The following is a 12,037-nucleotide window of genomic DNA, read 5'->3' as shown; positions in this document are numbered from 1 at the left end:
GCTCAGCAGAGACCACTGCAACGAAGGGGAACCAATGACAGCGACGACCGACGGAAGCAGCGGGCCCGTGCGGGCCGGTGCTGCCACTGCCGGCGACACGACCACGACGACCGCCGCCCGGACCACCGCACCGGGCACCGACGTACGGGAAGCGGCCGGACGTGCCGCGGAACGGGCCGTCGAGCATCTGCTCGCGCGGCAGGACGCCCAGGGGTGGTGGAAGGGCGACCTCGAGACCAACGTGACCATGGACGCGGAGGACCTGCTGCTGCGGCAGTTCCTCGGCATCCAGGACGCGGCGACCGTAGAGGCGTCCGCCCGCTTCATCCGCGGGCAGCAGCGGGACGACGGCACCTGGGCGACCTTCTACGGCGGCCCCGGCGAACTGTCCACCACCATCGAGGCGTACGTCGCCCTGCGGCTGGCGGGCGACCGTCCCGACGACCCGCACATGCAGCGGACCGCCTCCTGGGTCCGGAGCAGGGGCGGCATCGCGGCGGCCCGGGTCTTCACCCGGATCTGGCTCGCCCTGTTCGGCTGGTGGAAGTGGGACGACCTGCCCGAGCTGCCGCCGGAGCTGGTCCTCCTGCCCAAGTGGGTCCCGCTGAACATCTACGACTTCGGCTGCTGGGCCCGGCAGACCATCGTGCCCCTGACCATCGTCTCCGCGAAGCGGCCGGTGCGGCCGGCCCCGTTCGCCCTCGACGAGCTGCACACCGACCCGGCGATGCCCTACCCGCGGAAGCGGTTCGCCCCCGCGGCCAGTTGGGACGGCTTCTTCCAGCGCGCCGACAAGGCGCTGCACCTGTACCACAAGGTGGCGCCCCGCCGGCTGCGCCGGGCGGCCATGAACGTCGCGGCCCGCTGGATCGTCGAGCGGCAGGAGAACGACGGCTGCTGGGGCGGCATCCAGCCGCCGGCCGTGTACTCGGTGATCGCCCTGCATCTGCTCGGCTACGACCTCGAGCACCCCGTCATGCGGGCGGGCCTGGAGTCGCTCGACCGCTTCGCCGTCCACCATGAGGAGGACGGTCTCCCCGTCCGGATGATCGAGGCCTGCCAGTCCCCGGTCTGGGACACCTGCCTCGCCACCATCGCCCTCGCCGACGCCGGTCTGCCCGCCGACCACCCCGCGCTGGTGAAGGCGGCGGACTGGATGCTGAGCGAGCAGGTCGTGCGGCCCGGCGACTGGTCGGTGCGCAGGCCCGGACTCGGGCCCGGCGGTTGGGCGTTCGAGTTCCACAACGACAACTACCCCGACATCGACGACACGGCCGAGGTGGTGCTCGCCCTGCGGCGGGTGAAGCATCCGGACCCGGAGCGGGTCGAGGCGGCGGTGGCCCGCGGCACCCGCTGGAACCTCGGCATGCAGTCACGGAACGGCGCCTGGGGAGCCTTCGACGCCGACAACACCAGCCCGTTCCCGAACCGCTTGCCGTTCTGCGACTTCGGCGAGGTGATCGACCCGCCGTCGGCGGACGTCACCGCGCACGTCGTCGAGATGCTCGCCCACGAGGGCATGGCGGACGACCCGCGCACCCGGCGCGGCGTGCGGTGGCTGTTGCAGGAACAGGAGGCGAGCGGCGCCTGGTTCGGCCGCTGGGGAGTCAACTACGTGTACGGCACGGGGGCGGTGGTGCCCGCCCTGATCGCAGCCGGGCTGCCCGCCTCCCACCCGGCGGTCCGCCGGGCGGTCACCTGGCTCCAGTCCGTCCAGAACGAGGACGGCGGCTGGGGCGAGGACCTGCGCTCCTACCGGGAGGAGCAGTCGATCGGCCGCGGCGCCTCCACGGCCTCCCAGACCGGCTGGGCGCTGCTCGCCCTGCTGGCGGCCGGTGAGCGGGAGAGCAAGGCCGTCGAGCGGGGTGTCGCCTGGCTGGCACGGACCCAGCGGCCGGACGGCTCCTGGGACGAGCCGTACTTCACGGGCACCGGCTTCCCCTGGGACTTCTCGATCAACTACCACCTGTACCGGCAGGTCTTCCCCCTCACCGCGCTCGGCCGCTTCCTGCACGGGGAACCGCCCGTGGGCCGTCCGGCCGCCCGTGAGGGGGGCTGATGGGGGACGCGCAGGAGCCGGTCGACCCGGCCGTTCCGCTGCTGGTCGCCTGTGCGCTCGGCATCGAGAAGTTCGCGCTGCGGGCCGGTGACCGGCGCCGCGGCGGGAGCGGCGCGACCGTCCTGCGTACCGGCATGGGGCCGGCCAACGCCGGCCGTGCCGTACGCGCAGCGTGCGGCACCGAGCCCTTCCGGGAGGCGGCGGTCGTGGCGTCCGGCTTCTGCGCGGGGCTCGCCCCGGGCATGCACCCAGGAGACCTCGTGGTCGTCGAGGAGGCCCGGCTCGGCGAGGTCTCCACCTCCTGCACCGACACGGACCTGCTGGTGAAGGCCGTGGCCAGGGCGGTCCCCGGGCGCACGGTGCACCGGGGCCCGCTGACCGGCGTGGACCATGTCGTGCGCGGCCACGAGCGTGCGGAGCTGCTCGCGGCGGGATCGATCGCGGCGGACATGGAGTCGGCGGCGACCCTGAACAGCGCCATGGAGACCGGGCCGCGTCCCGTTGCGGCCGTCCGGGTGGTCGTGGACGCCCCGGAACATGAACTGGTACGGATCGGCACACTTCGCGGTGGAATATCAGCCTTCCGTGTACTTCGTGCCGTAATGCCCGCATTTCTTGAATGGCACCGTTCTTTGCTGCTCCCCAGGAGGTGAGCCAGATGGCCATGCCGCTCCGCCAGACCGTCAGGGTCGGGACCTATCTCTTCGAACAGAAGCTCCGCAAGCGCGACAAGTTCCCTCTGATCGTCGAACTCGAGCCGCTCTACGCGTGCAACCTCGCGTGCGAGGGCTGCGGCAAGATCCAGCACCCCGCCGGGGTGCTCAAGCAGCGGATGCCGGTGGCGCAGGCGGTCGGCGCGGTGCTGGAGTCCGGTGCTCCGATGGTCTCCATCGCCGGCGGCGAGCCGCTGATGCACCCCCAGATCGACGAGATCGTGCGTCAGCTGGTGGCCCGCCGGAAGTACGTGTTCCTCTGCACCAACGCCGTTCTGCTGCGCAAGAAGATCGAGAAGTTCACACCCTCCCCGTACTTCGCCTTCGCCGTGCACATCGACGGACTGCGGGAGCGGCACGACGAATCGGTCGCCAAGGAGGGCGTGTTCGACGAGGCGGTCGCGGCGATCAAGGAAGCCAAGCGCCGCGGCTTCCGGGTCACCACCAACTCGACCTTCTTCAACACCGACACCCCGCAGACGGTCATCGAGGTGCTGAACTACCTCAACGACGACCTGAAGGTCGACGAGATGATGATCTCGCCCGCCTACGCCTACGAGAAGGCGCCCGATCAGGAGCACTTCCTCGGCGTCGAGCAGACCAGGGAGCTGTTCCGGAAGGCCTTCGCCGGTGGCAACCGGCGGCGCTGGAGGCTCAACCACTCCCCGCTCTTCCTGGACTTCCTCGAGGGCAGGGCCGACTTCCCCTGCACAGCGTGGGCGATCCCCAACTACTCCCTCTTCGGCTGGCAGCGCCCCTGCTACCTCATGAGCGACGGCTACGTCCCCACCTACCGCGAACTCGTCGAGGACACCGACTGGGACAAGTACGGCCGCGGCAAGGACCCCCGCTGCGCCAACTGCATGGCCCACTGCGGCTACGAGCCCACCGCGGTCCTCGCCACCATGGGATCGCTCAAGGAATCGCTGCGGGCCGCCCGCGAGACGGTCTCCGGGAGCCGGTGACCGGCATGTGACCGACCGACACTCTGGACCAGGAGAGCCGAGGAATGACCGAGCAGCCCAAGAGCTTCGATCTGGCGGAACTGCTGGCGCGGCGCGGTGACGAGCGCTACGAGCTGCACGCCCGGTACCTCAACCACCAACTGCCGCGCATGCTGCGCACCATCGGGTTCGACAAGGCCTACGACCGGGCGGAAGGGGCCTACTTCTACGACACCGAGGGCAACGACTACCTCGACATGCTCGCCGGTTTCGGAGTGATGGGCCTCGGCCGGCACCACCCCGTCGTGAACAAGGCGCTGCACGACGTCATCGACGCCTCGCTCGCCGACCTGGTCCGGTTCGACTGCCAGCCGCTGCCCGGCCTGCTGGCGGAGAAGCTGCTCGAGCACACGCCGCACCTGGACCGGGTGTTCTTCGGCAACAGCGGGGCGGAGGCCGTCGAGGCGGCGCTGAAGTTCGCCAGGTACGTCACCGGCCGGCCCAGGGTCCTGTACTGCACGCACGCCTTCCACGGGCTGACGACCGGCGCGCTGTCGGTCAACGGCGAGAACGGGTTCCGCGACGGCTTCTCCCCGCTGCTGCCGGACACCGCCATCGCGATGGGCGATCTCGGCGCGCTCGAGCGCGAACTGGTGCGCGGCGACGTGGCCGCCTTCATCGTCGAACCGGTCCAGGGCAAGGGCGTCCACCCGACACCCCCCGGATTCCTGCGGGGCGCCCAGGAACTGCTGCACAAGTACAAGGCGCTGCTGATCGCGGACGAGGTGCAGACGGGCCTCGGGCGTACCGGCGACTTCTACGCCTTCCAGTACGAGGCGGGTGTCGAGCCGGATCTCGTCTGCGTGGCGAAGGCGCTGTCCGGCGGTTATGTGCCCGTCGGCGCCACCCTCGGCAGGGACTGGATCTTCAAGAAGGTCTACTCGTCGATGGACCGGGTCCTGGTGCACTCGGCGAGCTTCGGCTCCAACGCCCAGGCGATGGTGGCGGGGCTGGCCGTGCTGTCGGTGCTGGAGAACGAGCACATCGTGAAGAACGCGCGGGTGACGGGCGAGCTGCTGCGGGCCCGCCTGGCGTCGCTCGTCGACCGGTACGAGCTGCTGCACGCCGTGCGCGGTCGGGGGCTGATGATCGGCATCGAGTTCGGGCGACCGGAGTCCATCAAGCTGCGCAGTCGCTGGACGGTGCTCCAGGCGGCCCGGAAGGGATTGTTCGCACAGATGGTGGTGGTGCCGCTGCTTCAGCGGCACAGGATCCTCACCCAGGTCTCCGGGGACCACATGGAAGTGATCAAGCTGATCCCGCCGCTGATCATCGGGGAGAAGGAGGTCGATCGTTTCGTCGGCGCGTTCGAAGCCGTGATGGAGGACGCGCACGGCGGTGGCGGTCTGATGTGGGACTTCGGCAAGACCTTGATGAAGCAGGCGGTCGCCAACCGCTGAGCCCGGACTTTTGCCTGTGAGGCAAAGGCATTTGCCTCACAGGCAATACTCTGGCCCAATGGAGGCATGACCGCCTCCGCAGAGCCGACGGACGAGGGGCTGCCCGAGATGGCGCCCCGGCTGCGCGACCTGCGCCGCCGACGTGGACTCACCCTCGAGGTCGCCGCCCAGCGGGCGGGCCTCTCACCCGCCCATCTCTCCCGGCTCGAGACGGGACAGCGGCAGCCCTCGCTGCCCATGCTCCTCGCCCTCGCCCGCATCTACGGTACGACGGTCGCCGAACTGCTCGGCGAGCAGCCCGCCGAACGCGATCCGGTCATCCGTGGCCGCGACCGCGAGCCGGCGGCGGCCGGCTGGGACTACCACCGGGCCGGCAACCCGGGACGGGCCATGCAGGCCCTGCGCGTGTTCGTGCCGTACGGCGTGCAGGGCGACCTCGTACGCGTCCACCCCGGCGAGGAATGGCTCCACGTCGTCCGCGGGCGGCTGCGGCTCGGCCTCGGGGACGCCGTCCACGAGCTGGCCGCCGGTGACAGCGCGCACTTCGACTCGCTCACCCCGCACCGCATCGCGGCGGCCGGCCCCGAGGGGGCGGAAATGCTGTTCGTGCACACCCTGCTGCAGGCCCCGGAACCGCACCCCGTCCCTGACCACCGAGGAATGTGATCCCGCATGTCGTACGACCCTTTGGACCGGCGCACCTCCGGTGGCGAGAGCCCGCGCGAGGAGCGGTTCCCGCGCGGACTGGTGATCAGGCTCTTCGCCTACCTCATCGCCGGCCACATCATCGCCGGGTTCCTCTACCTGCTGTTCCTGGTGGGCGGCCAGAACCAGTGACGGGCGAGGGCTCAGCCCTGGTCGAGCAGCCGATCCCGCAGACGTTCACGCGTCTGCGGGGACAGCCGCAGGCCCTCGGTGAGGTACCGCTCCGTCGTGCCCCAGTTCTCCTCGATGGCCTCGAAGGCCGCGGCCAGGTATTCGGCGCGGGCGTCGAAGAGCGGGCTGAGCAGCTCCATCACCTCGGGTGACATGGCGTCAGGTCCGTTGCCGCTGCGCCGGACCTTGTAACGGCGGTGCGGGTCGTTGGACTTGAGGTAGTCCGCCTCGATGGCGTCGCGCTCCACGCCGACGGCGAGCAGTGACACCGCTATCGACAGGCCGGCGCGGTCCTTGCCCGCGGCGCAGTGCATCAGGGCGGGGACGCTGTCCTCGGCCAGGGCGTGCAGCACGCGGCTGTGCTCCGCCGTCCGCTCCTTGATGATCATCCGGTAGGAGGCGATCATCCGGCCGGCGCCCTTGCCGTCCGCGAGGATCGACTTCAGCTGGTCCAGATTCCCGTCCCGGACCATCTTCCAGAACTCCGCGCCGTCCGCGGGGTCGCTCAGCGGCAGGTTCACGTTGCGCACCCCGGGCAGGTCGATGTCCGGCCCCTCGAGCTTCTGGTCCGCCGCGTTGCGGAAGTCGAAGATCGTGTGGAGGCCGAGGGTCGACAGGAACGCGGCGTCGGTCGCCGTCGCGTGTGCCAGGTGGCCGCTGCGGAAGAGCCTGCCGGGCCGTACCCGCCGCCCGTCCGTCGTCGGCAGGCCGCCCACGTCCCGGAAGTTACGGACCCCGGTCAGCTCGGGCTCTGTAGAGGGGACCTGCGGCAGCTGCTGCGTCACGGGGACTCCTTCGGAGGACAGTCGCCGGCGCTGTTCGCCGGGCGATGGCGCGGCCTCGACCATACGACACGCGCTCATCGGCCAATCGTCCCGGCCGTCCCGCACGGTGGCCGGCACCCCCTGCGCGCCGTTGCCGCCGCGGGCCGCCCCGGCGGATGATGTGCGGGCCTGTGCGGACCTGTGAGTATCCGAGGGGTCAGATGATCGAGAACGTTGGCAAGGGGCACACCTGGGTCCTCTCCGGCCCCACGAGCAGCTACGCCCTCCACCTCACCGACGCGGACGAGGTCGTGCACCTCCACTGGGGCGGGCGCATCCCGGCCGCCGCCGCGGAGGCCCTCGCGGCCGCGGGCCCGCCGCCGTACCGGCCCTTCGAGTCCCCGCTCGACGGCCGTGAGGAATACCCCGTGGAAGGCGGCCCGCGCTTCGTGCGCCCGGCACTGTCGGTCAGGAACGAGAGCGTCCGCGGCACGGAATGGACCTTCGCCGGCTGGACCGCGGAGGACGACGAGCTGCGCCTGCGCTTCCGCGACGAGCTGGTGGGCCTGGGCCTGACCCTGCACTACCGCATGCGCGACGACAGCGACGTGATCGAACGCTGGGTCACCGTCGCCCACGAGGGCGCCGAACCCGACCTCGAACTGCTCCGGGCCGATGCCGCCGCCTGGACGCTCCCGCTGAGGGACGCATGGCGGCTCTCGCAGCTGCACGGCCGCTGGGCCGCCGAATCCCGCCTCGTGCGCACCGCGCTCCCGTACGGGGAGACGGCGATCGGCAGCCGGCGCGGCCACACCGGTCACCAGCACCTGCCCTGGGTGGCTCTGGACGCGGAAGGAGCCACCGAGGAGCACGGAGAGGTGTACGGCTGCGCCCTCGGCTGGTCCGGATCGTGGCGGATCTGTGTGCAGCGGCTGCCGGACGGGGCCGTACAGATCACCGGAGGAGCGGGACACGACGACTCCGGCCTCCTGCGGCTCGCCCCTGGCGGGAGGTACATTTCGCCCGTCTTCGCCGGCCTCTGGAGCGACCGGGGCTTCGGCGGGGCGAGCAGGGCCTGGCACGCCTGGCAGCTGGCCCACGTGATTCCCGGCGCCGACCGGATGCGGCCGGTGCTCTACAACTCGTGGGAGGCCACCGGCTTCGACATCTCCCAGCAGCAGCAGTCGGCGCTCGCGCGGCGGGCCGCCGCGATGGGGGTCGAGCTGTTCGTCGTGGACGACGGCTGGTTCGGGCGGCGCACCGGAGACCGGTCCGGGCTCGGCGACTGGACACCGAACCCGGACCGCTTCCCCGACGGGCTGGGGCCGCTGGCCGCCGAAGTGCACGCGCTCGGCATGCGGTTCGGCATCTGGGTGGAGCCGGAGATGGTCAACGAGGACAGCGACCTCTACCGGGCGCATCCCGACTGGATCCAGCACCGTCCGGGGCGGACGAGGACCGAGTTCCGCAACCAGCTGGTGCTCAACCTCGCGCGCGAGGACGTACGGGCCCACCTGTGGGAGCAGCTCGACACACTGCTTTCCGACGCGCCCGTCGACTATGTGAAGTGGGACTTCAACCGCTGCTTCACCGATGCGGGCTGGCCGGGGGAGCCGTACCCGCAGAAGCTGTGGGCCGAGCACGTCGAAGGCTTCTACGGTCTGCTGGACCGGCTGCGGGCGGCGCATCCCTCCGTCGCCTTCGAGTCCTGCTCCGGCGGGGGCGGCAGGATCGATCTGGGAGTGCTCGCCCGCACCGACCAGGTGTGGACGTCGGACAACACCGACCCGCTGGACCGGCTCGCCGTCCAGCACGGCTTCAGCCAGCTGCACCCGGCCCGGGTCATGGCGGCATGGGTCACCGACAGCCCCAACGTTCAGCTCAACGGTCGCCGCAGCAGTCTGCGCTTCCGGTTCGTGAGCGCCATGGCCGGCGTGCTGGGCGTCGGGGGAGACCTCTCGGCCTGGAGCGAGGCGGAGCTGGCGGAGGCGCGCGACTGGGTGCGGCTCTACAAGGAGATCAGGCCGGTGGTCCAGCACGGCGAGCTGTACCGGCTGCGGGCCCCGCAGGGCGGTCTCAGCGCCGTGCAGTACGTACGGGGCGAGGAGACGGTGGTGCTCGCGCTGCTCCAGGCCCAGCGCTACGGCGAGCGGCCGCCGGCGCTCCGACTGCGCGGCGTCGAGGCGACGGCGGCCTACGTGTGTGCGGACACCGGAGCGGTCCACCAGGGCGGGGTGCTGCTTCACCACGGAATTCACACCGGACTGAAGGGCGATTTCGACGCCACCGTGATCCGGCTCCGGCGGATGTGATCCACCGGTTCCCATTCGCCTTACGCGCAAGCGAGCAGGGGAATTGCGAAAGGGGGCCGGCCGGCCGGTGGGGCGGAAACCGGCGGAGCGCAGAAGGCGCGGGGGGTGATGGGAGGGAGCCCCGGTCCGGGGAGCCGGAAGTGACAGGTGTCACGGCTTCAGCCGCCGGACGGCGAAGTGGGGCAAGGGTGGCGGGATTTGATGGGAAAGTGCGGGATTAGGTGACTAAATGATCCTTCTGTCCGAATTGGATGGTTGCACATAACGTGCCCCGTAAGAAGGGGAGATGGGCTCCCGCCCGTGAGCAGCGTCATATCCGTGACGTTCCGTGGCCGTGGCGCCGATGTGAATTCCTTGGTCGGCAAGGTGATTGGCCGCCCCTTGTCGACGGAGGGTGACCGGGAATCCGTGAGGGCGAGGCGCCGGTCATTGATCGTGGAAAATCGTGGCTTGTCCCGCGCTGCCCGACTCGCCTACGGTCACGCTCAATCCGGACGGACCGCCTAATCCTGCCGCCGCCCGGAATTCGAACCTATCCACGCGTGGCAGGAGCGGGGGACCCAGGTAGTACGCCGTATCCGGACAATCCGGACGGCTTGGGGTGAAGTCGCACCAAGTGTGCGACCGGGCATCTCCAGCCCGAACCCGACAGCTCACCTCGCAGGCGCCGGAGAGGAATGCGCCATGCCCGCGAAGGGTAAGCACCGCCGTCCCAAGACCAACCCGATCACCCGCGGCTTCGTCGTCGCCGGTACGGGTGGCGCCGCCATCGCGCTCCCGCTGTTCGGCGCCACCACGGCCAATGCCGCCCCGGCGGCGGCCCCGGCCACAGCGGAGAAGGCCGGCGCCGCGGCCCCGGCCTCCGCACCCGCGGCGGCCCCGGCCGCCAAGAAGGCCCCGAAGAGCTACACGGTCGTCGCCGGGGACTACCTGTCGAAGATCGCCGACGAGCAGGACGTCCGCGGCGGCTGGAAGCAGCTCTTCAACGACAACCGCCGTGTCATCGGTGCCGACCCGTCGCTGATCCACCCGGGTCTGGAGCTGACGATCGGCTCGAAGAACAAGGCGACGAACGACCCGGAGCCCCGCTCCGAGTCCCAGACCCGTCCGTCGCGCGACGACTCGCGGTCCGCCGCGCCCGAGGCCGAGGCCCCGAAGGCCGAGGCGCCGAAGGCCGAGGCCCCCGCCAAGGAGGCCGCGACCACTGCGTCCGGTTCCGGCTTCAGCGCCCCCGTCGACGCGGGCGTCACCACCCCGTACCGGGCCTCCGGTGCCATGTGGTCCAGCGGTTACCACACCGGTGTCGACTTCGCCGCCCCCACCGGCAGCTCCGTCAAGGCCATCGGCGCGGGTACCGTCGTCTCCGCCGGCTGGGGCGGCGCCTACGGCAACGAGGTCGTCATCCAGCACACGGACGGCACCTACTCCCAGTACGCCCACCTCTCCTCGCTCGCCGTCTCCAGCGGGCAGTCGGTGACCGGTGGTCAGCAGATCGGACTGTCGGGTTCGACCGGCAACTCCTCCGGTCCGCACCTGCACTTCGAGGTCCGCACCGGCTCCTCGTACGGTTCGGACATCGACCCGCTGGCCTACCTGCGCGAGCACGGCGTCTCCCTCTGAGCCGTCCGGTAGCCCCCGGTCCACCGGTGAGTCCCCGTTCCGCATCAGGCGGAGCGGGGGCTTCCGCGTATTCCGGCCCGGCCGGAATTTGACGGGTGGTAAAGATCACGGCGCGTCAACCCCTCCTTACGGTCGCGTAGGTCACATCAGTGAAGGAAAGATGTGCTCCCGTGGCAGACGATTCGAGAACAGAGAACAGTGGCGTATTCGGGTCGTACGCGGCGATCGGTGACAGCTTCACCGAGGGCGTGGGGGACCCGGGGCCCGACGGGAGATTCGTCGGATGGGCGGACCGGTTCGCCGTCCTGCTCGCCGACCGGATGCCGGAGCACTCCTTCCGGTACGCCAACCTCGCCGTACGCGGCCGCCTCCTCGACCAGATCGTCGAGGATCAGGTGCCGAGGGCGCGCGAGCTCGCGCCGGACCTGGTGACCTTCTGCGCCGGCGGCAACGACATCATCCGGCCCGGTTCCGACCCCGACGACGTCGCGGAACGCTTCGAACGCGCGGTGGCCGACCTCGCCGGCTCGGTCGGCACCGTCATGGTGACCACCGGCTTCGACACCCGGGACGTGCCGGTCCTGCGGCATCTGCGCGGCAAGATCGCCACGTACACCGCCCACGTACGGGCCATCGCCGACCGCTACGACTGCCCCGTGCTGGACCTGTGGTCGCTCAAGTCCGTCCAGGACCGGCGGGCTTGGGACGCCGACCGGCTCCACCTGTCACCCGAGGGGCACACCAGGGTCGCGCTGCGCGCCGCTCAGGTCCTCGGGATCGAGGTGCCCGCCGACCCCGACCAGCCGTGGCCGCCGCTGCCCCCGCGAGGGACGCTCGAGGTGCGCCGGGACGACATCCAGTGGGCGCGCGAGTATCTGGTGCCCTGGATCGGGCGGCGGCTCCGCGGCGAGAGCTCCGGCGATCATGTGGAGGCCAAGCGCCCCGACCTGCTGCCGCTCTGAGGCGCACGGCGGTCCGGGGCCCGGACCGCCGAGGCGGCGCCGGTGTGGCGGACCGCCTGGCAACAGCCGGACTTCTGCCCCGCCCAGGACGACCTCGGCGGCCCAGGCGCCGGGCCCGGCCCTGCTGGTCCCTGGTCGCCGTCGTCACCCTGGCGTTCACCGGCATGGGCCGTCCGGAGCGTGCCGCGCACCCACTGAGGGGAGGGCCCGCGCGGCCGGTCGCCAGGTGTGGCACCGCGAGCACCGCCACGGCAGCGGCCGTGTGCGTGAACCCCGGCCGCCCATCCCCGTAGCAGCGTCCCGTGCGGGGCCCGGACGGTGTGATGT

10 protein-coding genes and 1 riboswitch are annotated in these 12,037 nt (G+C 71.0%); of the genes, 9 read left to right on the top strand and 1 reads right to left on the bottom strand.

The features are described 5' to 3' along the window. Positions 1–34: 34 nt before the first annotated feature. From shc to ACWGH4_RS20340, 6 genes are all read left to right on the top strand, one after another. Positions 35–2,059 (top strand): squalene--hopene cyclase, encoded by a 2,025-nt coding sequence (gene shc / locus ACWGH4_RS20365; RefSeq protein ID WP_453462699.1) that lies wholly within the window; start codon positions 35–37, stop codon positions 2,057–2,059. Continuing rightward, on the top strand, positions 2,059–2,712 hold the full coding sequence (locus ACWGH4_RS20360) for a phosphorylase family protein (protein WP_453462696.1): 654 nt from the start codon (positions 2,059–2,061) through the stop codon (positions 2,710–2,712). Before shc ends, ACWGH4_RS20360 begins: the two co-directional genes overlap by 1 nt. 5 nt (positions 2,713–2,717) lie before the next feature. Then, positions 2,718–3,737: an adenosyl-hopene transferase HpnH gene (gene hpnH / locus ACWGH4_RS20355; RefSeq protein WP_441262006.1), complete on the top strand. Its 1,020-nt coding sequence runs from the start codon at positions 2,718–2,720 to the stop codon at positions 3,735–3,737. 44 nt (positions 3,738–3,781) lie between these two features. Further along, on the top strand, positions 3,782–5,176 hold the full coding sequence (locus tag ACWGH4_RS20350; RefSeq protein ID WP_453462693.1) for an aspartate aminotransferase family protein: 1,395 nt from the start codon (positions 3,782–3,784) through the stop codon (positions 5,174–5,176). Positions 5,177–5,242: 66 nt separating this feature from the next. Next, positions 5,243–5,842, top strand: a complete 600-nt coding sequence (locus tag ACWGH4_RS20345) for an XRE family transcriptional regulator (RefSeq protein ID WP_453462690.1) — start codon at positions 5,243–5,245, stop codon at positions 5,840–5,842. Positions 5,843–5,848: 6 nt separating this feature from the next. After that, positions 5,849–6,013 (top strand): DUF6126 family protein, encoded by a 165-nt coding sequence (locus ACWGH4_RS20340; RefSeq protein WP_441262009.1) that lies wholly within the window; start codon positions 5,849–5,851, stop codon positions 6,011–6,013. Between the two features lie 11 nt (positions 6,014–6,024). Here ACWGH4_RS20340 and ACWGH4_RS20335 read toward each other — a convergent pair whose 3' ends face one another. Continuing rightward, positions 6,025–6,837: a tyrosine-protein phosphatase gene (locus tag ACWGH4_RS20335; RefSeq protein WP_453462687.1), complete on the bottom strand. Its 813-nt coding sequence runs from the start codon at positions 6,835–6,837 to the stop codon at positions 6,025–6,027. 200 nt (positions 6,838–7,037) lie between these two features. On the opposite strand from ACWGH4_RS20335, the gene ACWGH4_RS20330 reads away from it, so the two are divergent. The 3 genes from ACWGH4_RS20330 (at position 7,038) to ACWGH4_RS20320 (ending at position 11,710) form a co-directional block, all read left to right on the top strand. After that, positions 7,038–9,128, top strand: a complete 2,091-nt coding sequence (locus ACWGH4_RS20330; RefSeq protein ID WP_453462684.1) for an alpha-galactosidase — start codon at positions 7,038–7,040, stop codon at positions 9,126–9,128. Positions 9,129–9,634: 506 nt separating this feature from the next. After that, a riboswitch (cyclic di-AMP (ydaO/yuaA leader) is annotated at positions 9,635–9,810 on the top strand. Between the two features lie 2 nt (positions 9,811–9,812). Then, entirely contained in the window at positions 9,813–10,748 is a 936-nt protein-coding gene (locus ACWGH4_RS20325; protein ID WP_453462681.1) for a M23 family metallopeptidase, read from the top strand. Positions 10,749–10,918: 170 nt separating this feature from the next. Further along, entirely contained in the window at positions 10,919–11,710 is a 792-nt protein-coding gene (locus ACWGH4_RS20320) for an SGNH/GDSL hydrolase family protein (RefSeq protein WP_453462677.1), read from the top strand. The last annotated feature ends 327 nt before the right edge of the window (positions 11,711–12,037 follow it).

The organism is Streptomyces sp. NPDC054847 (genome assembly GCF_053610925.1).
The sequence above is the reverse complement of the archived record's forward strand: the minus strand, read 5'-3'. Positions and strand labels throughout refer to the sequence as shown.

What these genes read in the sequence shown, in the direction of transcription:
- ACWGH4_RS20360 (WP_453462696.1), top strand. Translation starts at nt 2,059, where the DNA reads ATGGGGGACGCGCAGGAGCCGGTCGACCCGGCCGTTCCGCTGCTGGTC.
- shc (WP_453462699.1), top strand. Translation starts at nt 35, where the DNA reads ATGACAGCGACGACCGACGGAAGCAGCGGGCCCGTGCGGGCCGGTGCT.
- ACWGH4_RS20350 (WP_453462693.1), top strand. Translation starts at nt 3,782, where the DNA reads ATGACCGAGCAGCCCAAGAGCTTCGATCTGGCGGAACTGCTGGCGCGG.
- ACWGH4_RS20330 (WP_453462684.1), top strand. Translation starts at nt 7,038, where the DNA reads ATGATCGAGAACGTTGGCAAGGGGCACACCTGGGTCCTCTCCGGCCCC.
- ACWGH4_RS20325 (WP_453462681.1), top strand. Translation starts at nt 9,813, where the DNA reads ATGCCCGCGAAGGGTAAGCACCGCCGTCCCAAGACCAACCCGATCACC.
- hpnH (WP_441262006.1), top strand. Translation starts at nt 2,718, where the DNA reads ATGGCCATGCCGCTCCGCCAGACCGTCAGGGTCGGGACCTATCTCTTC.
- ACWGH4_RS20345 (WP_453462690.1), top strand. Translation starts at nt 5,243, where the DNA reads ATGACCGCCTCCGCAGAGCCGACGGACGAGGGGCTGCCCGAGATGGCG.
- ACWGH4_RS20340 (WP_441262009.1), top strand. Translation starts at nt 5,849, where the DNA reads ATGTCGTACGACCCTTTGGACCGGCGCACCTCCGGTGGCGAGAGCCCG.